At 59.7% G+C, this 21660-nt stretch carries 20 protein-coding genes and 2 pseudogenes; 9 read left to right on the top strand and 13 right to left on the bottom strand.

All coding sequences use genetic code 11. The features are described from left to right. The first annotated feature begins 37 nt into the window (after positions 1-37). Both ACVMB1_RS08470 and ACVMB1_RS08465 read left to right on the top strand, forming a co-directional pair. The gene (locus ACVMB1_RS08470) at positions 38-1384 is read left to right on the top strand and encodes an ATP-binding protein (protein ID WP_309143531.1); all 1347 of its coding nucleotides are present in this window, start codon (positions 38-40) and stop codon (positions 1382-1384) included. A 552-nt stretch (positions 1385-1936) separates the two neighbouring features. Continuing rightward, a complete protein-coding gene (locus ACVMB1_RS08465) occupies positions 1937-2131 on the top strand; it encodes a hypothetical protein (RefSeq protein ID WP_057017191.1) in 195 nt (64 codons plus the stop codon). 733 nt (positions 2132-2864) lie between these two features. On the opposite strand, the gene ACVMB1_RS08460 is transcribed toward ACVMB1_RS08465, so the two are convergent. Next, a complete protein-coding gene (locus ACVMB1_RS08460) occupies positions 2865-3113 on the bottom strand; it encodes a hypothetical protein (protein ID WP_057017190.1) in 249 nt (82 codons plus the stop codon). A gap of 152 nt (positions 3114-3265) precedes the next feature. Here ACVMB1_RS08460 and ACVMB1_RS08455 point away from each other — a divergent pair, with 152 nt between their 5' ends. Further along, positions 3266-3601, top strand: a complete 336-nt coding sequence (locus ACVMB1_RS08455) for a nuclear transport factor 2 family protein (RefSeq protein WP_057017189.1) — start codon at positions 3266-3268, stop codon at positions 3599-3601. Between the two features lie 1230 nt (positions 3602-4831). Here ACVMB1_RS08455 and ACVMB1_RS08450 read toward each other — a convergent pair. Further along, a pseudogene (locus tag ACVMB1_RS08450) lies at positions 4832-5022 on the bottom strand (DUF3606 domain-containing protein). A gap of 124 nt (positions 5023-5146) precedes the next feature. Between ACVMB1_RS08450 and ligD the strand changes: the two are divergent. Together ligD and ACVMB1_RS08440 are read left to right on the top strand one after the other, a co-directional pair. Then, positions 5147-6065: pseudogene (ligD, locus tag ACVMB1_RS08445) on the top strand (non-homologous end-joining DNA ligase). 442 nt (positions 6066-6507) lie between these two features. Continuing rightward, positions 6508-6723 carry a hypothetical protein gene (locus tag ACVMB1_RS08440; RefSeq protein WP_057017188.1) on the top strand — a complete coding sequence of 72 codons (216 nt, stop codon included), beginning with the start codon at positions 6508-6510 and terminating at the stop codon, positions 6721-6723. Between the two features lie 900 nt (positions 6724-7623). Here ACVMB1_RS08440 and ACVMB1_RS08435 read toward each other — a convergent pair. The 3 genes from ACVMB1_RS08435 to ACVMB1_RS08425 all read right to left on the bottom strand — a co-directional run bounded on the left by ACVMB1_RS08435 (position 7624) and on the right by ACVMB1_RS08425 (position 10537). Beyond that, entirely contained in the window at positions 7624-7902 is a 279-nt protein-coding gene (locus ACVMB1_RS08435) for a PRC-barrel domain containing protein (protein ID WP_141340136.1), read from the bottom strand. Positions 7903-9182: 1280 nt separating this feature from the next. Next, a complete protein-coding gene (locus ACVMB1_RS08430; RefSeq protein ID WP_057017186.1) occupies positions 9183-9911 on the bottom strand; it encodes a Crp/Fnr family transcriptional regulator in 729 nt (242 codons plus the stop codon). Positions 9912-10372: 461 nt separating this feature from the next. Next, positions 10373-10537 (bottom strand): hypothetical protein, encoded by a 165-nt coding sequence (locus ACVMB1_RS08425; RefSeq protein WP_456848481.1) that lies wholly within the window; start codon positions 10535-10537, stop codon positions 10373-10375. Positions 10538-10855: 318 nt separating this feature from the next. On the opposite strand from ACVMB1_RS08425, the gene ACVMB1_RS08420 reads away from it, so the two are divergent. Then, positions 10856-11146 carry a hypothetical protein gene (locus tag ACVMB1_RS08420; protein WP_456848479.1) on the top strand — a complete coding sequence of 97 codons (291 nt, stop codon included), beginning with the start codon at positions 10856-10858 and terminating at the stop codon, positions 11144-11146. A gap of 410 nt (positions 11147-11556) precedes the next feature. On the opposite strand, the gene ACVMB1_RS08415 is transcribed toward ACVMB1_RS08420, so the two are convergent. From ACVMB1_RS08415 to ACVMB1_RS08400, 4 genes are all read right to left on the bottom strand, one after another. After that, positions 11557-12699: a nucleotidyltransferase family protein gene (locus tag ACVMB1_RS08415; protein WP_456848477.1), complete on the bottom strand. Its 1143-nt coding sequence runs from the start codon at positions 12697-12699 to the stop codon at positions 11557-11559. Between the two features lie 206 nt (positions 12700-12905). Beyond that, entirely contained in the window at positions 12906-13595 is a 690-nt protein-coding gene (locus tag ACVMB1_RS08410; protein ID WP_253590458.1) for a DUF3363 domain-containing protein, read from the bottom strand. Between the two features lie 21 nt (positions 13596-13616). After that, the gene (locus tag ACVMB1_RS08405) at positions 13617-13997 is read right to left on the bottom strand and encodes a hypothetical protein (protein ID WP_057017180.1); all 381 of its coding nucleotides are present in this window, start codon (positions 13995-13997) and stop codon (positions 13617-13619) included. Positions 13998-14013: 16 nt separating this feature from the next. Then, positions 14014-14772 (bottom strand): 4-hydroxyphenylacetate 3-hydroxylase family protein, encoded by a 759-nt coding sequence (locus ACVMB1_RS08400; protein WP_253587192.1) that lies wholly within the window; start codon positions 14770-14772, stop codon positions 14014-14016. Positions 14773-14812: 40 nt separating this feature from the next. Here ACVMB1_RS08400 and ACVMB1_RS08395 point away from each other — a divergent pair, with 40 nt between their 5' ends. Next, positions 14813-15169, top strand: a complete 357-nt coding sequence (locus ACVMB1_RS08395; RefSeq protein ID WP_456848475.1) for a MarR family transcriptional regulator — start codon at positions 14813-14815, stop codon at positions 15167-15169. After that, positions 15166-15417 carry a hypothetical protein gene (locus ACVMB1_RS08390; protein WP_456848473.1) on the top strand — a complete coding sequence of 84 codons (252 nt, stop codon included), beginning with the start codon at positions 15166-15168 and terminating at the stop codon, positions 15415-15417. Before ACVMB1_RS08395 ends, ACVMB1_RS08390 begins: the two co-directional genes overlap by 4 nt. Positions 15418-16053: 636 nt before the next feature. Here the strand turns inward: ACVMB1_RS08390 and ACVMB1_RS08385 are convergent. Further along, positions 16054-16419, bottom strand: a complete 366-nt coding sequence (locus ACVMB1_RS08385; RefSeq protein ID WP_082653779.1) for a helix-turn-helix transcriptional regulator — start codon at positions 16417-16419, stop codon at positions 16054-16056. Between the two features lie 473 nt (positions 16420-16892). Here ACVMB1_RS08385 and ACVMB1_RS08380 point away from each other — a divergent pair, with 473 nt between their 5' ends. Continuing rightward, positions 16893-17927 carry a helix-turn-helix transcriptional regulator gene (locus ACVMB1_RS08380; RefSeq protein WP_246786823.1) on the top strand — a complete coding sequence of 345 codons (1035 nt, stop codon included), beginning with the start codon at positions 16893-16895 and terminating at the stop codon, positions 17925-17927. Positions 17928-18151: 224 nt separating this feature from the next. Here the strand turns inward: ACVMB1_RS08380 and ACVMB1_RS08375 are convergent, their stop codons facing one another. The 3 genes from ACVMB1_RS08375 to ACVMB1_RS08365 form a co-directional block, all read right to left on the bottom strand. After that, positions 18152-18583 carry a hypothetical protein gene (locus ACVMB1_RS08375; protein ID WP_168857393.1) on the bottom strand — a complete coding sequence of 144 codons (432 nt, stop codon included), beginning with the start codon at positions 18581-18583 and terminating at the stop codon, positions 18152-18154. A gap of 61 nt (positions 18584-18644) precedes the next feature. Further along, the gene (locus ACVMB1_RS08370) at positions 18645-19769 is read right to left on the bottom strand and encodes an HlyD family secretion protein (protein ID WP_456848471.1); all 1125 of its coding nucleotides are present in this window, start codon (positions 19767-19769) and stop codon (positions 18645-18647) included. 111 nt (positions 19770-19880) lie between these two features. Continuing rightward, on the bottom strand, positions 19881-21320 hold the full coding sequence (locus ACVMB1_RS08365; protein WP_253625998.1) for a DUF1254 domain-containing protein: 1440 nt from the start codon (positions 21318-21320) through the stop codon (positions 19881-19883). Positions 21321-21660 lie beyond the last annotated feature (340 nt).

The following is a 21660-nucleotide window of genomic DNA, read 5'->3' as shown; positions in this document are numbered from 1 at the left end:
GAAATTGAAAGAGAAGAATCGCTGAACGGAGCCCGACGTGACAAGACTCTGGAACAGATTCTGGAACCACCTCTCACTTCGTGCCCGGCTGTTGCTGCCGATGGCCGCGATGGTGGTCGGCGCCTTGCTGCTCGGCGGCCTCGCCCTGCAGATCGTCTCCCCCGAGCAGTTCGAGAATGAGAACGCCCAGGCCGCGCGCTCCGCCGAGCTGGTGGCCAATGCGCTGAATGCCGCGCTCGCAGTCGCCGGCAATCCGCCGCAAACCCTCGACGCATTCGCGGACAAGCTCGGGAGGTCCGAGACCATCGCATTCGTGCCGCCTGGAACGCGGCCGCAGCGCAGCGCGGCGGACCGCCACCGCGGCAACATTCCCGCGTGGTTCACTGCCCTGCTCGAGGTTCCGGAGCTCGGCTCCACGCATCCGATCAGGATCGGAGCGTCGCATGTCGGGGACATCGTCTTCAGTCCCGATCTGTCGCCGGACATCGAGGAGAAATGGGCGGGCTTCGTTGCGATCGTCTCGTCGAGCTCGGCGCTGATGCTGCTCGCCGCGCTGAGCGCCTATTTCACGACCGGCGCGGCGCTTCGGCCGCTGGCTCAACTCGGCGCCGGATTGACCCGGATGCGAAACGGCGATTACGTCGCCGCCATTCCGCTGGCCGGCCCTCCGGAGATCCGCGAGAGCTGTGCGGAAGCCAATCAGCTTGCAGTGACGCTGAGGCGGCTTAGCCAAGACAATCGGAACCTGCTGCGCAAGATCGTCGCCGTGCAGGACGAGGAGCGCCGCGAGCTCGCCCGGGAGCTACATGACGAGATGGGCCCGCTTCTGTTCGCGATCCGCGCCAACGCTACCGCGCTGTCGGATCCCGAGACGGAGGGCCCGCCCGAGCCGGGTTCGCCGGCGCATGGCATCCTCAGCGCAGCCGAAGCCTTGCAACAGGCGAATAGGCGCGTCCTCGAGGGACTGAGCCCGCTTTATGTTGCGGATCTTGGATTAGCCGCAAGCGTACAGACGTTGCTGCGAAACGCCCGATCCCAGGCGCCCGGCCTCCGCGTGACATCCCGGCTCGACGATCGTCTGGATGAGCTCGATGCCCTGCTCTCGCAAACCGCGTACCGCGTTATCCAGGAGGGAGTGACCAATGCGCTCCGGCACGCTCACGCGACCACGATGGGCGTCGCCGCGATCGTCGACGGCGATCAAATTCAGCTCGAGATTTCGGACGACGGCATTGGCCTGCCGCCGGACCTGACCTTTGGGAGAGGCCTGACCGGCATGCACGAACGGGTGCGCGCGCTCGACGGAACGCTGCAGCTGGTCCGCGAGCAAGGCCAGACCATCGTGCGTTGCCGAATTCCACTCCAGAACCATGTTGCGCGATAAGGACGCGTCATCACCGCGAGGAAGGGGCGCACCGCATATGCGAAATCTTACCAAGGGTATCGAATACAAAGATGATCCGAACCCCTTGCCTTCATAGCTCAGATAATCCAGCACCCCGTCGTCCTGCGGCGTGATCTCTTCGAGCCCGAAGGCATCCGCGGCCACCGGGACGATAAGCAAACCAAACGAACACGGCGACAAATTGAGGCCGGCTTCAGTTGGCGACCTCTTCGCAAAAACGGCCCCAGCGCAGTCCGAGCGCGTCGAGGCCGAGTTGGACCTTCGCATCCAGCGCGGCGCTAGCTGATCAGCAAGTTGGCGACCAATCCGACAAGGAAAGACCTGTTTGCCAAGCTGGCGGCACACCACCGGAGCTAGCTGATGAGGTCGAGCGGACCATGAAGGCCTCGGCCTAGGAAGTCCGCTAACCAGCGACGCGGGAGATTAAGGCCACCTCCGCAAGTGGCCTTGCATGGCTCCATTCCTACACCGGGACAATTTCCCGTAGCATTCCGGTACAAGGACCGCACATCGATTTGCTATCCTCTGCGTATGCCAAGCACCTTCACCCACAGGGGCGTCACCTTCGACGTAAAACGCCTATATGATGATCAGTTCGAGATCATCATTGAGATCGGCGGAGAAACGACCCGCCATACCGTGCGCACACGATTGGCAGAACTGGCAAAGCGCCGGGCCGAGATGCTGATCGATCGTAAGCTGAAAACAAAAATTAGGCCTGTGTAGGCCGCCCCAGTTGGCGGCCTCTAACAGAAAACGGCCCCAGCACCTTTGGGGACCTTGAGACTGGTGCCGGGGCCAGTCGTCCTTTGATGAATCGGGACGTGACCCGAGGCTTTAAAACTAACACTGGTGTCAGAAATTGCTACTCCTTCCCGATGCGATTGGGTGTCTTAGTTTGTCGTTTGTCGCGGCAGTGCCCTATCTAGACGGCGTGATAAGAAAGGGCCCCAGCAGTGAAGCTGGGGCCAGTGTGCAGCTGGGCGTCTCAGTGCCTGTAGCGGTGCGGCACCGAACAGGGCGACAAATGCCAATGCTTGCGCTTCGTTCCTACTCATAAAAGAAACCCCAGCATCCGGATCATGCTGGGGCCAAGCTGGGTCGCCGAGCCGCTGTCCGCCAGGAAGCAACGGTCGTCGTTCTAGGGCTGAAAAAATACGAAATGAAAATTACCTGCCCTGTTGGTCGGATCATCCCAACGACGCTCCGGTCCGGAAATAAACCATGTGAATCCTGGCGAGACAATTTCCGCTTTTTCCCGAGACTTGACGCCACCTTCGATGGGGGTTTGAATTCACTTCTCGGCTCTCTCCAAGCCGAGAACCCTACCGCACAAGGCGAGGCCCCGGACGCGCCACGCCGGGGCCTCTGCTGCGGATTGGCAACAAGGGGCGAGCCCGCTCCCTTGTTGCGTGGAGTTGCGTCATGCGTCGGTCCCAGCTAGGCACCCTCGATCGTTTCATCGACGGATCAGACCATCTACCTGGTCGCCGACGATTTCGGGGCGATCGGCCGCGCGCGGCGCGAGGCCGACATCGTGGCGACCGACCTCGATTCGGCTGATCGGCTTCAACACCGCCGAGCGCTGGTCGGAAGACGTATCCGAAGACGTCGCCCGCGAAATCCAGCGCCGTTGCGATCTGCACAGACCAACGTGCCGACGGCCCTGCGGGGCTTTGTCGTTCGACATCTCGACGATCGGCTGCAACTGCCCCTGCGGCTTGTTTGACGCCTCAGAAATCGCGCAGAGCTGGCTGTTAGAGAACCGAAATAAAAAGTCAGGCTAAGCAGACATCTATTCGTAGGCGGCGCCTCTAGAAACGCTCTAATCTCACCTCTTTAGGCATGTAGGTGAGGAATATGTCCTTTGACCCGATGGCCGCGGCGGTTGATTGGCTTGATGCTTACCGCGCTGGCGACATTGAAGATATCGTTGGCATGTTTGCCGATGATGCGGTGATCCATTGCGATTGTGGAGGCCAGAAGACGCTGACTGGCCGGGAAGCGCTCCGGGCTTATTGGGTCGACAGGCTCAAGCGTTATCCCGCCTTCGGGTTGAACGACATGCAGCCAAACCGCGATTACGTCGCGGTCTCTTACATCACGACCAGTGGCTTAGTTAGCGCGCTTCTGATCTTCAATGCAGCTGGACAGATCAAATCGGTTAGCTGTGGTCCCGGCGCCGCCCGAGATTAGGCTCGAGCATCACAACGGCTTTCCGCTCACTTTTTGCGTGGCCTTAAGATCGCTTTTGATCTCGGCACCGAGGCCATTTGTCAGCGCGGATCGAATCTGTCGGGCGTGCGTGATGGCGCCTCAGCGGCAACCACGCGTTTGGACTGCAATGCATGGCACTATAGTTGTCGTGACAACTCCGTTCCCGCGCCTGGGGCCTATGCCCTTATTCCTGTCGTGCGTTCCGCGGCCGAGCAGGCTTGTCAGAGTTTCAGACAGTTAACGGGTGTTATGGAATCCCAGCTTCCGCGGGGTCATTGTCAGTTCATCACCGCACGGCTCTCGGCAACTATCGGTGACGAGAACGCCGCCACCGCGCTCCCGCCCCACACAAACAGGAGCAGCTTTATGACTAGCAAGCGGCGTCGTTTCAAACAAACCCGATCACTGGGAGAACGTCTGACTGACGAGGCCATGCGCCTGCGCTCGAAGGCCAAGGCGGTGCCTCGATTAGCCAATCCTGCTGAGGGGGGCCGGCAAGACGAAGCGGTGGCTCATCTGACCGAGTGGCTGATGTCCCCAAGCTCTGCAGGCGCCAATATAGGCCGCCCATGATCAACCAGCCTCACTTCGACCCCTATTCAAAGGCAGCGCGCATCTGTCTTGGCGTTGCGATATTTAGCGCGACAATGCTTGCTGCGCTGCTGACGAGCATTTTCGCCTAATCAGGCCGCCTCAGTTGGCCGGATAACGGCCCCAGCGCTTCCTCGGCCCGGAGGCTAGTGCCGAGGCAGTTGCCGCGCAACCGTTCCCGCCCCGCGCTGATTCGTAGCACCGCCATCCACTATCTATCTCTCAACGAGTCCCACGGGGCCAAGCCGATGGAAATCGAGGTATACACGGGCCGCTACGAACGCGAACATGGCCACCCGCCGTCCGGACGCCGGGTCCGGCAATTCACCCTGTCTCCGAGACCGGAGCCCTGCTTTACGAAGTCAAGCTCAACGAGCAGATGATCTAGGCGGCGCTGGAGCGAGCCCATGCGACCGCCTAACAGGAAAAGGCATTCCGGATCATGGTGGAACCCTAGGGGCTGCACAGCCATTTCGAGGCGAATTCCACTTTGCGCCGATCGAGAATGTGCCCCGGGTCTTCGGGGGCGAGAGGGGGGCACCTTCATTGCCACTTCCGGTCTGCCGAGGAGCGGCGATTGCTAACGACGCTTCGAAGGTGTCGTTCCCAACGACTTCTTCATGGCGAACCGAGCCGGCGCTCAACTCGCTTGCGGCTGTTGCCGACCTTCTTGACGGCTTCTTCACAGACCCTGCCGACTTCCGGGTTTTCTTCGCCTCGTAGCGCACCTCGTAATCCTGCCCGCCGACGACGCGCGCTCGGTCCTGCTTGCGACCCCGCGCGGTCTGCTTCTTCGCTTTCCTTGCCATTCTGGCCCCCCTGTTGGAAGACGCCAACGCAGGCTAAGATCAGCGGTTCCAATAGCGGACCCCGCGCGCGGAACGATTGCCAAGTCCTCAAATTTGAATCAGGTCGCTGTTATTGGATGGCGTTGTGGCGTTTCAACGGAGGAAGCCCGAAGCGATCGGGACCAAGGCGCTCTTTCCCGGCTTCATCGCGCCGGCCCTGGCATCGCCGATCGATAAAGTCCCGCGCGGCGCACGCTGGATTCACGAGATCAAGTTCGACGGCTACCGGGTCCAGACTCACATCGCCTATGACGAGGCGAAGATCTACACCCGGCGCGGCAACGACTGGACCAGGCGCTTCAAGAAGGTGGCCCAAGACGCCTGGCCGATTTCAGCAACATCAGCCATCATCGACGGCGAGATTTCCCTCGGCAGGCGGCACGACCGACTTCTCTGTGCTGCAGAACGAGCTGCGCGGTAAGTCGACCAGGATCGTGATGGTGGCCTTCGATCCGCTCCATTTCAACGGCCGCGATCTTCGGAAGGTGCCGCTGGTCGAGCGCAAGGCCGTGCTGAAGAAGCTGATTGCCGGCACCGCCATCAGTTCAGCCAGAGCTTCGAGGTCGACGGCCCGAAGATGTTCACCCATGCCTGCAAGCTCGGCTACGAGGGCGTGGTGTCGAAGGTGGCCGACAATGTCTATCCGACCCGGCGCCCGCAGCCGCGACTGGGTGAAGAAGACCTGCGCCCAGCACGAGACGCTGACATCGCGGGCTTTGCGCTCGACGGCGATGAATGGGACGGCATCTATGTCGGCCGACGCAAGGGCGACGAGCTGATCTACGCTCGCAAAGGTCGACCACGGCTTCGACAAGGCCTCGCCCGCCGATCTCCGCAAACGCTTGGCACCGCTGATCCGCAAGAAGCAGCCCTATACCAAGCGCATTGCACACAAGGCGATCTGGGTTGAACCGAAAGTACTGGCCGAGATCGAGTACCGCTCCAAATCCGCCGAGGGCAAGGTACGGCATCCGTTCTTTCGCGGCGTGCGGGAGGACCTATGACCCTACCGCGCTGCAACTGCTGCGATGACACGCGCTGGGATCATTTTGAACGAGCGCAGGCATATTCGAAAGCGAGCGCTGCCCTTGGATCAGCGAAATCCGAACTGAGCCTTGTCGAACAACGGAAGCGGCCTGTCGCCGAGCCCCCCTTGCCGACAATTAAGCGAGGCCTCTGTCTCCGGAATTGCCATCTGTTCCAAAAAAATGGCTTCAGCCGAAGGCGCTGAAGCCAAGTCTCCGCTTTTTTGGTCGTCGCCGGCGACCGTAGCGTTCGACGCCGGCAGAGTAAAACCGCCGTTTCATCCTGCCGTTCCTATTGCAACTTATTCCCACCATGGCCTGCCGAAAAATCCTGCAGCGCAAGGTCGAATTCAAGGAACGGCTAGCTCTTGGAAATGGTTAAGCTCACACGGCTGTAACTGCACGGGTGCGATGGACTAAGATGCACAAAGACTCGATCATGGACGAGTTGCGGCAGATTGAACTTGATGTTGTGGAGGGAGAAAAACGACTCGCGGAGCAGGAGGCGTTGCTGATCGAGTTAAAGAGGTCAAACGAAAGCACCATCAAGGCTCAAGCTCAGTTCGAGATGATGCGAAAAGATCAACTTGACCGCGAGCAACGTCGACAACGTCTGCTTTCTGTTTTGCATCCGTGATCTAGGCAATTTGCTGCATCTCGCGGAACGGTTACAACCTAAAGAAAATCAGCAGCTCCGCCAACGATCCAGAGCGGCGAAAATCCGAGTAACATGAAAATCCGAGTAACATTGACGTCCAGAACCGCAGTTCGCGTTTGAGCCGGCCGCGAAGGACGACACAGGCATTTCGGAGCCGTTCAACCTGGGTTCGGCTAATGAAGCATGGCGCTGAGCCGCAATACTGAGAAATCCGACGATCAGTGTTCAGTCTCGGCGCTCTTCTGTCATAGCTTGCCTTCACGAAAGCGAACTGCCCAATGCCCCGGGAGAGCACTGAGACCGATGCCCGTCCCACCTCCCGAGAGCAACCTCCCTTGCAACTCCACAAATTGCCACTTGTTCCTGAAAGTAAAACGGTCTCAGCGCGGTAGGAATCGCTGAGGCCGGGCTTTGCTTACATACTGCGGCGTCAGACGTTGTGGGGCGGGATCAGCGCCTGGCTTCAGAGTAACCCAACTTCGTCAGGCCCGCTCCTATGAAAAGGACGGCCAGAAGGCTTTGGGCGCAATCGGCCTGTGCTGGGAGCGCGTCCTGTTAGGCAGCAGCACAAAAAAGATGGCCCCAGCATCCGGATCATGCTGGGGCCAGGCCAGATCGAGGACCGCTGTCCGCCGAGAAGCAGCGAGCCTGTTTCCAAGGCTGAAACAATACGAAATGAAAGTTATCTACCCTATTGTTCGGATGCCGCTACTTTTCTGGCTCCACTAGCTAAACGCATATGCGGTCAGGCTAGCGACGAGAACCAAGACACTCAGCGCAGTAACAGACGCAAATGTCCGCTCCACTCCATTCATGCGTTCCATGGTTTTAAGCTCGCTCGTAGGAAGCCTATCGTCGCAGTGTGCAGCAGCGGAGTCATTAACCTTCGTGAATCGCACGCGGTAATTTGGCTTTGGCGATTGGCTTTCTTGAGAGATGATCCCCTTCCAATTGCTTGACCATCGCTATTGGCCATCGACCTTCATGTCCCGCAATTGCAATGCGGAGCCCATGGACGTCATCTACAAATACGTGCTCAATTGTGCCGGCTTTCCCATCGGACAAGACGACCCCCTTGCCCACCAACTCTTTTTCGGAAGCATGAAGTTCGGAGAGGATGTTTAAAGCGCGTTTGCTGCAGTCAAAAAACTCGTTCATGGGTACGCAACTATCCTAAATGTAATCTGAAGCTGCGATCGATTTACGCTGGGGTCGAGCGGTAGCCCACGCCATATGAGCGCCACGCTCGAAGACGAGTTTTCTATCATGCGGGCACCGCGTCATTAGCACATGTGAAACGCGCTTATGGGGCCTGCTGCTTTCTGGCGGGGCGTCTTCGTTCCCCAATTTTCATCACGAATGGAATGAGGAACCTAGAACGCCCATCGCCGATGCATTGATCTTGCAAAGTGGCGGGTACGCCTGGCGCCTATAGGGAATAGCTCGCGCTCGAAGACCAATTGATGGGGGCGATGCAAGGACATCGCCATGAGCACCGATCATCTCGCAGCAATTGCGATTGTACCGCTGGTGCGGATTGGCCGCCTCCATTCCGTCAGCTACGACCGCCACCGGCGGCGCGAATAGCGGCATACGTGAATGCTTTCGTGCCTCAGTCCGGCGGCTAAACACCCTCCGAGGTACCCACCGCCCTGCCGCGCCGCAGCATATCCGCAGCGTTCATCGAGCTCGTATCACTTTCGCCCGGCCGTCCTAGTTGACGGCCGGGCTTTTGCGTTAAACCGAGCTGCTAGGTCACGGGTTCCGATTTCCAGATAAATTGCGACAAAGGCTCAGGCTCGCCGCCGCGACCTGCCTGTTAATTTTGCATTCGGTGCAAAAGAGAACCGCCAATCCGGGTACGGTCGGGCTTGGCGGCTCCGTCCTCTTAGTGGACCGCGAGATCACACCGCGAGGCCGAGCTGGCTTAGATCGGTGGCGACGATAGTCGAGACCGGACGGCTACGGGTTTCCGCGACAATTGCTCAGCGCTGGGGCATGACAGGGCGCGCCTTGTCGTAGTAGTAGACACTAGCGGAGCGCATTTGGCTCCCCGGATCAGGTAACCCAATCGTTCTATCGGTTGCTATTTTCCCCGGTACTATGCGGCGGCTGCGGCCCGCTCGGACCAGCCGTGTGGCTTGCACAAAACCTAGAGCACACTCGGCTAAATAAGAAAGTGAGATAGACGCCTCTAGTTCGACGACGAGTTGCCGGCTACGCTCCTCATTTCGAATGACCGTCCGTTTGATGATCCCGATGGCGAGGAACTGCTGAACGACGAGATGGCCTGGCAGAAGGCCGTGACGACGGTTCGCGATATCGGGTCCAATCTGGACCTCGACAAATCCAATCGTTGGTCGATCGCGGTCAAGGGAGGAACAAAACGCAATCTTTCAGATCGACGTCACCGCCAAGCGCATCGTCTCCCCTTCGAGCTAGCCAGTCGGCTGCAAGTGAAGATAGGCCGGATCGAATCCGGCCAATTCCTCCAATTTATCGTGGTCCAGAATGCGGTAGTGTGGCCGCTCGACTTGCATGATACCTTCTTGCCGCAGTTCCTGCAGCGTGCGGTTGACGTGGACCGTCGAAAGTCCGAGACAATCTCCAAGATCGGATTGCGTAATAGGGAAGTCGAAATCACCGTCGCTCGTTCGACCGACAGCCCTCAATCGACGATGAATTTCGGCGAAAAGGTGGGCCATACGCTCGTCCGCGGACCTGCGGCCGACATTGACGATCCATTCCCTAAAAATCGCCGCGTCAATGAGCGTTTCGCGCCAAAGCGCACCTGTCACATTCGGGCGCTGCTTACACAAGGCCTTGATCGCTTCATGAGGGATGAAGCCAAGCGTGCAGGATGTCAGCGTCGTGAAATCGTGGTCCATGACGTTGAGGTAGAGGCTCTGCAGATCCGGTATTTCGCCGGGAATGTGCAACGAGAGGACTTGCCGCTTGCCGTCCTGCGTGATTTTTGCACGGTACGCAAATCCTTCGGCGAGAAGGCAACATTCCTTTGGCCGGCTGCCATCGGCGACAATAATGTGCTGGGCCGGGACTTGGCGTTCCTGGATCGGCAGCTGCTCAAGTGCCTGAATGTCATCGCTGTCGAGCCGGTTGGAGGCAGTTAACTTTGTGATCAGGCTAGTCGCGGTGCTTGAAGCCATCGGCGTTCTCCCCGCATTGGAGGAAATGAGCGTAGCGCCGGCGGTGAAATGCCTGCTTCGCCAGCGAATGATCGGGAGCACGACACTCTCAGCCACCGGCGCCCAATTGATAGTTGCCGATGATGCTTAGATAACAATTGGGGGGACCGCGATGTTCCTCGATAACCTGGCTGAAGCCCGGCAGTCTCAAGGTACGGCCCGATGGAGAAGCCATACTCTAGATTGATCGACCAGCGGCTCGAGCAACTCCAAGCGCACCGCACCAACATCCGCCATTATCGGTGGCTTCTGAAAACGCAGCTTTCCGACTTGGAGCGTCAGTTCATCGAAAGGCGCATCGGCGAGGAACTGGAGGCCACGCAAGGCGTGGCCTCTGACGCTCCGCCTCTGGGCATATGCCGGCTGTGTCATCCAGCCGCCGGGAGATCGGGAGAAAAACATCCATGATCGAACTTTAAAAGCTACTCATTCGCGTTAGCGAGAAGATCGTCGGTGACTACCACTATCTCATCGATACCGCGACCTCGGAACGGGAGCGCGAGCGCTTTCGCCAGCGCATCGATGAAGAGCAGCAGCTGCTGGATACCCTTCGGCAGCCAGCGCAGATCTCTCGTGCGACGTGACATGGGGATGCACTACCGTAGGATCAAACCAGCTGATGAGTGAGTTGGAGAGCTTGCCCTTGGGCGAGGCTATCCGACTTCGCTGGGTCTTGCGGGACATCAGAGCTAGGCGCTTCATCGTCAGTCCGCTGGATCGGCTGACGTTCAGAATCTCACCAGATGGGCTACGTCGAAACCATGACATGCTTCCCGTTCTGACGGCGGCGGGCATGGGTGAGATTTGAAATCCGAAAGATGACCTCAGCGATCAGGGCACCGCCGCGATAAAAAGCTAAACAGGCGAGGATAGCCGGCGATCGCGAACCAGGGTTCACCCAGCCGTTGCTGAAAGCCGAGGGCTGCCGCGGTCCATTGCGTCGCTCCTCAGGTCGACGCGACGACGATGCCGAACACGATCGTGATCTGACCGATGTAGATCTTTGCTGGAAACATTCGCCGCCCCATCCGCCCACGCACGTGAGCGGCACGATGAGAACGGCGAAATTCGGCGAGCCTTCAATCGAAATAAAAAGTCGCGCCATCAGCGAGCGCGATTTCGATCAAGCCCGATCAAGTGCCGAAGTTGCGGATCAAGATCAGCACAGCATCATCGAATGCTTCAACAGCGCGTGAACACCTGGCGCAGATTGCATCTCGTTGCCATGTCGCGCTCAGCCACCGGGCGATCGGTTACTCAACAGCGAAGAGATATTGCCTCTGTCGGCAGGCGGTGCGTGGTCGCGCCTCGATTCTGCATGACCAAGCTGCTTCTCATTGTGCGCGGGCTTCGGAGTGCCGGATGGATCAGCGATGAGCATGTCGTTCGAGAAATGCCCCGCAAGGCGTGCACATGCCGACCAGGCTCAGGCTTGTTGGTTCCGGCGCGCAGGGAGCAGCTTGTTTGATGACGTCGACATGATCGGCATGTCGATCTTCGTCGGCAGAGCATGCCTGGCCGAGCTTCTTGCGCCCGGCTTGTGTGCCGCTGCTGCTGGTCGAGGCTGCGTTGCGGCCGCGTCGGTGTCGAGCCTGCGGTCCGCGGATCACTGTGGACGAGAGGTTGGCGTGTCGGTTGACTTGTCTGCGAGATCGTAGGCGGCGCGATCGGAGCCGAGCTCGGATACACCCTTCCCTAGTTCGGTCCGGAGCAACGTCTGGAAGCTGTCATCATAGGTCGCGATGCTGGTGCGGATCGCCGCTCTCCACTGATCGCCGCGATCCCATGCCTCCGTATAGGCGGCCGCAAGGTCCGACTGCTGCCTGTTGGCGATCATCGCTTCGATGATCGATCGAGCCTGCAGCCGATCCTTTGCGCTTTTTGCGGTCGCATCGCGGTCCTCCTTGCGGCGGGAGCCGACGATCAGCTTGTGGATGGCGTAGCGTTCGGGCGATGGAATGAGGACCGGCACGCCCGGACCGTGCAACAGCACCGCGCGGATCGGCTGGAAGATCAGGTAGTCGAGGAAACGGAGCGGCAGTGCCGCTGCCCCGCCGAGGGCCGGCATCGGGACCGGCTTGCCTGCCTGGTCGTCCGACCACTGGTTCGGCGTCAGGAATTCAACCTTGAAGTTGCCCCTCGACGTGAATTGGGTGGAGACCCTGCCGTCGGCCTGGCTCGGGACCTCGCGGAAGGTCGGATCGACCTGGCGCAGCACCTCCAGGATGGGAGGCATGGAATCCTTGACCGCCACCGAGATTTCGTGGAATTGCGCAAAGTCGGCGTCGCCGGTCTGCATGGCGGCCGCATCAAGGCGTCGACCGAGCACGGCGGCGTAGCACTGATAAGCGACAGTGCCGACGAGCACGCCCCTCATGCGGAAGAAGCCCGCCTTCGCCAATTCTTCCACCACCTGGCCAGCCATCGGCAGAGGACGCGGCAGATAGGCCTCGCGCGTCAATGTGGAAACGAGACGGCGACGTCCCTTCAGATCGGCCTTCAGATCCTTGAATGCTTCGACCCGCTTGGTGATCTCTGGATCGTCGACGGGACCGACATAGCGGCGGTGTTGGCCCGCGCCTTCGGGCTTCGGCGTGTCGAAGTACCAGTATTTTTTGCCCTTCACCTCGACCGCTACGAAGCGGCCGCTCATGGAAAATTCGGAGGTGAAGCTCTCGTCCAGGCTTCGCTGGACAAGCTCCGAATAGAGCGTCTGGTAGCTGATATCGAGGGCTTGGTTCGACGGCATCTCGGAACCTCGCTATACTATTTTCGCGAGAATAGTATAACCACCGGTATTCTGGAACATTTCAGCTATACTATTCTCGCAAAAATAGTATAATACTCATTAATTTCAATTCCTTGGACACACAAAAGATGAATTCCACGAACGCTCCTGGATGGAACACGAACGCTCCTGGACGGAAACTGACTGACTTTCCGAGCATCCGGCCACTAGCGTCCAATTCCGCGCTTGATGCCGATCGACCAGGAAATGCCCTCCCCGCCGACCTGACCGGTGACCAATTGCCCGCGCGCCCGCTCCAGCACCGGCCGCCAGGGCACCAGCGCGAACTCATGCGATCGCTCGATCAAGGCGAACCGCCCACTGTGCAGCGTGAGCACGCGCCGGTAGACGCCCTCAACCTTGTCGCCGGCCTTGACGTCGACATGCTCAAGCCCGGTGCGCGCGGATATGTCGGCCGCAGTCCTTGCCAGCTCACGGGCCTCGAGCGTCTCGAGCATGTTCAGCGCGTACCGCGCTTGCCCCCCTTGCTCTCGCGCCAGCCCCTGCTCGATCAGCCATTGCCGCCTGGTTCGCAATGCGGTCTCGACTTCCGCCCCGAAGCCAGCCGACACGAACCCATCGGGCTCCTTGCCAATCAGCTTGCGATCAAGCCACGTTGCTCCCAGCGCCTGCGGCAGATCTTCGAGTCTCTGCCATGACAACACCGCGACGCGTACCGGATTGCGCGAGCGCTGCAGCTTCTCGTATCGGAGCGCCCGGTCGAGATAGTCGTCGCCGACATTCCAGCTCCCGTCGGCAAGACGGCTTACCATTGCCTCACGCCGCATCGCCTCCAGACGCCGTACGTGCGATCCGACATATTCGCTCGATGCCTGCGGGTCGAACTCCCGGTGCAGGCGGTCGCTAGCGAACCGGAATCAAACCGGATCGAAGTAGTGCATCTCCAGGAGCAGACAGCCGCCGACGGATTTGAACGGACCGTGCGGCGCGTGCGGAGGCCGGCAGGCGTAAGTGTTCGGCGGGAAGCTCACGCCGCCCTCGCCCTTGTCATCGTTGCCGACGATCAGGTCGCCCGAGACGAGATAGACCTCTTCCCAATACTCGTGCGAGAACGGCGCCGTCGTATAGACGTCGGGCGCAAAACGGAGCAGCCGGGTTCTCGTACCGTGCCGATTCTCCTCATCTCGGCCGCCGGCGATGATCTTCTGCTGGATGCCGGCCGGATAGCCCGCGGGCGTTTCCCACCCGGTGGTCTTAACGAGCGTGTAGAATTCGTCGTGCTTCTTGTTGACGGGCATGTGTTTGCTCCCTGATTCAGGCGGCTTTGCTGGAGGTCGAGACGCCGTTGAGGTCGTAGGAATCGAGCATCGTCTGCACCAACCGATCGGCGCCGGTCCAGTCGTAGGTGCGATAGGAATGGCCCTTGGTAACGAAAGTCGCGCCGGCGTAGAACATCTCGTATTGCTGATGGTGCGACCCGAACTCGGAGCCGACGGCGTCCCAAGCGAGCTTGTAGAATTTCACGCGGTCGTGCGAATTGGCCTTCGGCGACTGCTGCGTCTGGTCGATCAGGGCAGCAATCTCCGGGTTGCCGAAGTCCGCCACCGACGAAGGCAGCATGATCATGCCGCCGCCGGCGAGCTCGCGCAGCGTATTGATGATGTGGGCGTAGAGCTGCTGCGTCAGGACCTGTGCGGAATAGAGCGTGTGCCGATCCGGGATGAAGTAGGGACCGACCTGCGTGCCCTTTGCCTCCATCGCAGCCACCAGCGCATCGACCATGCCGGTCTCGGCTGCGAGCTGACCGAGCATTTCGCGAACCTGCGGGAATTGCGTGACGCCGTTCATTTCGGCGATCCGATGCGCAAGGCCAGTCAGGAACGTGAGCTTCACGCTGAGAGGGACCATCGCCTGGTAGTTTTGGTAGACGTGACAAGGCATGGCGTGGAACTGCTTCTGGCACATCTCGACGTTGCCCTCGATGAAGACGCGATCCCAAGGCACCTTCACGTCGTCGAAGCAGAGAACTGAGTCATCCTCGTCGAAGCGGCTCGACAGGGGATTGTCGAACACCGCGCTCGCAATGCCATGATTTGGCGAGGAGATTGACCGCGTGAACGATGCACTCCTGACGGCGTCGAAACCCGAACTGCTCGACAAGGAAGGAGACCGCACGCTTCGCGGCCTGCTCTACGATTATTTCGCGTTCGGACGCAGTCTTGAGGCCTGCCGCGAAATATTCGCGGGCTTCGTCGACCTGTCGCCCACCCAATATCTGATATTGATTGCGATCAAGAATTCGACTGCGGAAGAACCGATGGGCGTGAATCAGGTCGCCGAGCGGCTATATCTGAGCGGCGCCTTCGTCACTAACGAGATCAACAAGCTGGTTTCCGACGGCCTGCTCGAGAAAAGCTCCCCCCCGAAGACGGACGACGGGTGCAACTTGCGCTCACCCAACGCGGAATGAGCCTACTAATCCGCCTTGCCGCTTTGCAGCGCCCGGTCAACGACGCCTTGTTTAGCATGCTGACGCGTGAGGAGTTCAAAGTGCTGTCCCAGTTGCTGTCACGGCTCGCTTCGAACGCCGACAACGCGTTGAAACTCGCCGAACACGCCAGAGCGACGCTCAAACTGCAGGAGGATCAGAACGCCTCCCGAGCCAAGGCACCTAAGCTTCGTCAGAAGCGGCCAGCAGCACGTCATGGCCCGCTGTAATTCCCGTTCTGCGCCGTGACGGAGCAAATCGTGGCCAATGGTAGCGCGAGTCCGCTACATGAGCAGGCTAGCTGACCTAGTCAGGTCAAGGCCAATTCTTAGGTCCGACCAGATCGCGCCAGACCTCTCGCTGTCGCGACGATACCATATTCAGAAGGTCGGGGTCGATGACGCCTGGACGATCAACCTATCCCATGCGCCAGGCACACCACCGCGATCGCATCGACAATGCGCTGGTCGAGACTGGCGTAAGCGCCCAGATCGGTCTGTGCAGGCACCGACCGGACGATCTCAGGGCTCGCCGACGCCGCGACGAAGGTCGTCTGGCGGATAGCCCTAGCGCCTTCTGTTTGTCGCGAACGGATGGAGCTGATTCGGCGGCTGGCCGCTCGTGCTCGGCGACGTGATTGCATGACGCGATGCCTACCGTGCTCGCCAGCCTGCGTCGCTCTGCTTTTGCTTCGGCCGGGCCATATAGCTTCCCGTAGCGTCCCTGCGCCTGTTGAACGTCAAAAAAAGCAAAATGGCTCCTTGCGGAGCCCCGAAATCTCGCCGAACGTTTCGCTCCAATTCAAATCGTGCGTCTTGCCATTTCACGCCAATCTTGTGGAATAATTCAGCTATCGATCGCGCAAGTCATATGCGATGGGACGCGTGCCGACGTTTACCAGCAAGTTGCTGCCGCCTGTAGACAACGGGCTGGACTTTCATCAAACGCGCGAAAGTGCGGCTGAAACTACTTGCACTGGAATAGCCGAGGAATTTTGCGACGTCGGACAGGGGCTTACTCGAGTCTACGAGCAGCCGGCAAGCCAAATTCAAGCGAACCTCCGCAAGCATTGCGCGGTAGCTTGTGCCCATACGGCCGAGATGACGCTGCAACGTCCGCGAGCTGATCTTGCATGCGCGAGCTGTGCCATTTATGGTTGCGTCACCATGTCGCAGCGACGCGACAATGGCCGCGCGGATCGCTTCGGACGAAGGCAAACGGACGGCTCTCATCTGTTGGTGTGAGGCACGAAGTCTATGCTCCGTCTAGAGAATACCAGATGCTTCGACGCCATGGGCATTCCGGGCCTCCTTCCGGCCGACTGTCCGGAAAAACTGGGGCACCTTTCGATCACCCAGTGGCTCTCGTTCAACCATTGTCGAGCGCACGTAATGCTGCGAGGGTACGGAGAGAGAATTCATCGAAACGCAGCACGAAGGGCTCAGCTTTCCTCCATTCCGGTCGTAGTTTTGATCTCAAGTAAGCCTATGCAGCGAATTGTTGGCCGTCTGGCCATAAGCCGCCAAAAAAGCCGGCAAGACCCGCATCGAAGGAGTGGCTCGCAGCCGATCGCTGGGGTGCAGAGAAAGGTGCATGCCGGGAGGGGGCAGCGAACTCTTCCATTTTTGCCGGCCGCGCCAACGCCCGGTCCCAGCGAAACTCCCGCCGACAGGCAGCATCCATTTTACAATCGAGGGGCGGCCCGGTGGCAAATATTCATTTGACGCGCTGCCAGTTCCTCATTCCTTTCGCTGATATCCTTAGCGAAATCGGCGCGTCGACGGGTTCGTTTCTGGCAAAATTTCATCTTCCGACATCATTGGAAGAAAAGGCCAATCACTACGTTCCGATTCTGCGAGCAATCGACTTCGCGGAAATCGCCCGGAGATCACAAGGTATTCCGGATTTTGGATTCCTCGCCTCCCAACGTCTGCACTATTGTCACCTGAGCGAGAAAACCCGGACTCTGATCGGCCATGCCCCAACGCTGTTGGTCGCGCTGCAACAGGCTTGCAAATGGGCATCGATCGAGGACTCGAACTTGAAGAATTGGATCGAGCGCCACGACGGTCACGTGAAGTTTTGCAGCAGTCTCACTGGAACAAAAGGACTCCTGCATCTCGAGCATTCACAATGGCTTCAGAATATTTTCCCCATATACATTGTCCGGCAATTCGCCGGACCGGATTGGGCTCCTGCTACAATCGCGTTTGAAGCCCGGTATACGCCGAGCCCCGCGTGTCAATCATTCTGGCCAAACACGCGTTTCCTGTCGGGACAAGACGCATCGTGGATCGACGTGCCGATCTCGCTCCTCAGCCTTCCCAATCGCGCAAAGGAGCAAGTGCTCTCCTTGCAAGACGATCAGGCTGGCCCGTCAGGTCATGACATCATCGCAACGCTCAAGTTGATGTTGCCGTCCTACCTCGACCAGGGACTTCCGGCTCTCGCTCAGGTTGCGGAGATGGCTGGCGCGAGCGCGAGGAGCTTGCAACGTAAGCTGGCGTACGCCGGCATGACATACTCGGATCTGCTCGACACCATCCGGTTCGAGAATGCCAGCAAGCTCTTGCGCGACACGGATTCCAAGATCATCGAAATCGCATTCTCCTCCGGCTATACGGATCCAGCGCACTTTACGCGCGCCTTCCGCCGCATTACCGGCGTTACGCCGCGGCAGTTTCGTGCGCAATCGCGGCCGGGACAAGCGCCTGCCTTGGGCGCCATGCTGCCCGAATGATTGAAGGCATCCCTTGATTCGACACGACATCAACGTCGATCGATCGGACCCGGCTTCGCTGGATGGGAGCGCCACGACTTCGGATGGGATAGATCCCTCCTCCTTTGCGCCGAGGAGCTGAAGCGCCGGTCTCCATCAACAGAACGCCGCCGACGGTCAGGTCGGTGCGGTGCGTGTGCCGCGAACGCGCGGGGCCCTCATGCTCGAACGCACATCAGGCAAACCTAAAAGTCCGGACCAAATACGTCATCGTTGAACTGGGCCGAAGCGTCATCGTTTTCCATGCTGTTGATCAGGTTCTCTTCGGGATTCGTAAAGCCGCCTGCCGAGAGCGTAGTTGCCGGCAATGCACCATAACTGGCGCGATATTTGTCCATAGCGGCCACGCTGCCGACATACGCACAGGTACATCCGGAGGGATCCGCGTAAACGTAGTAGGAACGTCCGCTCCTCTGCCGCAGCTGAAATTGATTGGACGGGAACAACATCAGCCGATTCAACAGCTCCGGCGTGGTCGCAGCGACAGGGCTGAATCCCGATGAGATCAACAATTGACCAGTTGATTGCTGGGCGTAACCGCGAGCACCCGAGCACAACTGGACAAGAAGAGTGACCGAAACGAGGGCTGCAATACTGCCTGCAGATCGAAGACCCATTTTTTCTCCGGAGATATCTGGATGAGCTACCAATTGGAGCCGAGAGTGAAATGGAAGGCGGCTATAAATATGCCGTATACGAACCGATCCAGACCAGGATCGACATCAACAGGCCGATGACGCCGGCGTTGTCCGCGAACACGGTGGCGGTGCCCGGCATTCCGAGCCGGAGTTGGCTACGGTCGATGGTCTTCGGGATCGAAATAGCAGCCGGATAAGCCTTCGCGCCTCCGATCGAGCCGACCCGCGCCAGCGTACCTGAGACCGCGATCTGGCCCTGCTCCACGCCTTGGGGGATAGCCATGACCGTCGCTTCGTGGATGCGGCCAGGGTCGTCGTCGAAGACGAGCTTGACCCGCGCGCCGGGCTTGATGGTCCGGAATCCGTTCGGCGGGAACATGCCGGTGATGACGATATCGTTTGCGACGATGAACGACATCACCGAGCGCGCCGGCATGGCGCGGTCGCCGACCGACAGCGCCATGATCGTAACGACACCGTCGCCGATGGCGCGGATCGTCGTCTGCTCGAGCTCCCACTTCGCATGGTCGAGCTGGGCCTGGATCTGTGCGACGGTTGTGTTGACGCCGCCGATTTCCGACTCCATCGCCAATTGTGCGCTCAGCTGTGCGGCCTTGGCCGCCTGAAGCTGAAACTCGACCGTGTCGTATTGCACCTGGACGTCCTGCAGACGAAACGCGGTCTGCGCCTCCTCGCTGACGAGCTTGCGGTAATCGGAAAGCCGCTGGGTGTGAAAGGCGAGCTGCTTGGTCAGTCCATCGACATTCGCCGTCGCCTGCTCGTAACTGGCCTTCAGTTGCTTGACCTGCTGGCGTGCCTGGGCGAGCGATGCCTCGAGCTGGTTGACCTTGTACTGGAACGGTGCCGGATCAATGCGAAACAGCACCGCGCCGGCCTTCACCGGTTCGTTTGGCTTGACCGGGATTTCGATCACCTCGCCGGAGACATTGGGCGCGACCTCCATGACGCGGGAAATCACGACTAAGCTTCCCGACGGGGTCAGGTAGTTGAACATCGCGAGGAATACCGCGAGGATGAACGCGCCAAGCAGCACGGTGACGGTGCCGGACGCCCAGCCCCATCGGACCAGCTTGAGCCTCGAGAAGACGAGCCAGACCAGGACCAAATAGAGCGTCAGGATGATGAGCACGATGATCTCCTGCATCTGTCGTGCACCGGGATTGAACACTCACAAGGGCGGTGCCATGCCCGTGCCGGCCGGATGCGTGCAATTGCGACTCTGTCGCCGCGCATCCGGCCGATAAAAATTCGATCTCTAGGACGCGCGCTTGAAGCCGGGAGGCTTCCACGTCCCTTCACCAGCTGGCAGAATCGATGGCGGCGTGGTTTTCGGCCAGTACAGTCGCATCACCACATAGATCGGGCCATCCGGCGCCGGCAGCCAGTTTGCCTCCTTGTCGGCTCCCGGAGACTTGTTCTGGACGTAGATCGTCAGCGAGCCGTCGGAACCGCACTTCATGTGCGGCAGCATCGGCGAGTTGATCAGGTAGCGGTTGATCGGGTTCTTCACCAAAAGCTGCGTCTTGCCGTCATACATCGTCACCGACCAGAAGGCGTTGACCGGCGGCAGCTGCTCCGCCGGGAAGGTAAGCGTGTAGCTCGACTTCGAGCAGTCGAGTTCTTTGCCATCGACATCCACTTTGCCCAAAGGATACATGGCCTCCACCGCGTCGTTGCCATAGATGCCGGCCTTCGCGGCTGCCGCGCGCATAAGCCAGTCGCCATGGAAGAATGCGGCATCGCCGAACGGCGCGCCGACGCGCCAGCCGTTGATGTCCTTGCCGAGGGTCGCAACGGCCTCGCTGACCTTGCGCTCGCCCTCCTTCATGCCAAGCAGGATCTCCGCCTTGTCTTCCAGCGACAGGCTGCGGAAATCGAAGCTCTTCCCTGGCCCCACGCCGATCCGCGCCAGCTGCTCGCGGATCCAGCGATCTTCCGGCAGCGCCGGCGCGAATTGAAGCGCGAAATCAAGGTATTCGAAGAACTCGGTGCGGACGAGGTCCTTCTCGAATTTGGGGAAAGAAGGCGCCGGCGCCGGCGAAGGCGCCGGCTGATTCAGGAAGCTGGAAAGCGGCTGCGCCTTGTAGCCGGCCTGAATCTTCTTGACGGCCTCGATATCGGCCGGGTCGAACAGCTGCGTGCGTAAGAGCCCCAGGCAAAAATCGGTGGTCGACCGGAATACCTTCTTGATGCCGGCCGGTGTCACGCCGGTCCATCGCGGGCCGACGATCATATAGCTTCCGGCATCGCTGCCGGTGGCGCGCGTCCCGACATAGCCGAAATTATACGTGTTGAGGTCGTTCAACTGCAGCGAATAGTAGCGCTTGGGGTCGATCGCCGGCACCGAAAAGACAAGCGGTTCGGCCCGCAGGTCCAGCCAAGCGAACGAATACGGCGTGTCGCTGTTGGGGGTGATCACGGCGGTATCTTCGTATGTGAAGACGCGCGCCTCGTTGAACAGTGTATTGAACGGCGCCTTGTACTGGCCCGACGACTTGTCGACAGCGTACTCGTTCATGACGCCGTAGGCCATCACCATCGGCAGGCCATAGATGAAGCCGGCCTCTGCGATGTCCTTGGCCTTGAAGAATCCCGGACGTTCCGACCACTGGGCCCAAGCTTGGCTTGATTGGGCGCCAGCAGCGGCGACGCCTGCCAGCGCGGCAGATCTCAGCAAATCGCGCTTCGTCAGCATGTTCGGGCTCGATCGCTTTTGCATCAACCTACTCCGTTTCCGTGGTGGACGGGCCTGACACGCCAAGCGTCTTTTCGTCCGCTCGCCAACCTAACGAAAAAGCGGCCACCCACTATGCAAATTCGGCAATCTCCAGCCCCGCGCGAAGCAATGGTCTGAAATCGCGCTCAGTTATTGCCAGCGCGGGGTCTTCGACTTCGGCATGCGCCCGCTCGGATCCCCGGCTCGCCAAGCGATTGGTCGGATGGGCCCCCGATCAAGGTCAGAAACTGCATAGCCGATGCTGGGAAGTACGGGCTAGCCTGCCTTGCGCGGCACGAGATGGAGCGCCGCAACGCTG

The organism is Bradyrhizobium sp. USDA 4504, assembly GCF_054063995.1.
Note: the sequence above shows the minus strand (reverse complement) of the source record. Positions and strands in the feature narration are given on the sequence as shown.

Coding starts and splice junctions, on each gene's coding strand:
- ACVMB1_RS08465 (WP_057017191.1), top strand. CDS start 1,937: ATGCCAAGCACCTTCACCCACAGGGGCGTCACCTTCGACGTAAAACGC.
- ACVMB1_RS08455 (WP_057017189.1), top strand. CDS start 3,266: ATGTCCTTTGACCCGATGGCCGCGGCGGTTGATTGGCTTGATGCTTAC.
- ACVMB1_RS08440 (WP_057017188.1), top strand. CDS start 6,508: ATGCACAAAGACTCGATCATGGACGAGTTGCGGCAGATTGAACTTGAT.
- ACVMB1_RS08435 (WP_141340136.1), bottom strand. CDS start 7,902: ATGAACGAGTTTTTTGACTGCAGCAAACGCGCTTTAAACATCCTCTCC.
- ACVMB1_RS08430 (WP_057017186.1), bottom strand. CDS start 9,911: ATGGCTTCAAGCACCGCGACTAGCCTGATCACAAAGTTAACTGCCTCC.
- ACVMB1_RS08425 (WP_456848481.1), bottom strand. CDS start 10,537: ATGTCACGTCGCACGAGAGATCTGCGCTGGCTGCCGAAGGGTATCCAG.
- ACVMB1_RS08415 (WP_456848477.1), bottom strand. CDS start 12,699: ATGCCGTCGAACCAAGCCCTCGATATCAGCTACCAGACGCTCTATTCG.
- ACVMB1_RS08405 (WP_057017180.1), bottom strand. CDS start 13,997: ATGCCCGTCAACAAGAAGCACGACGAATTCTACACGCTCGTTAAGACC.
- ACVMB1_RS08390 (WP_456848473.1), top strand. CDS start 15,166: ATGAGCCTACTAATCCGCCTTGCCGCTTTGCAGCGCCCGGTCAACGAC.
- ACVMB1_RS08385 (WP_082653779.1), bottom strand. CDS start 16,419: ATGAGAGCCGTCCGTTTGCCTTCGTCCGAAGCGATCCGCGCGGCCATT.
- ACVMB1_RS08375 (WP_168857393.1), bottom strand. CDS start 18,583: ATGGGTCTTCGATCTGCAGGCAGTATTGCAGCCCTCGTTTCGGTCACT.
- ACVMB1_RS08370 (WP_456848471.1), bottom strand. CDS start 19,769: ATGCAGGAGATCATCGTGCTCATCATCCTGACGCTCTATTTGGTCCTG.
- ACVMB1_RS08365 (WP_253625998.1), bottom strand. CDS start 21,320: ATGCTGACGAAGCGCGATTTGCTGAGATCTGCCGCGCTGGCAGGCGTC.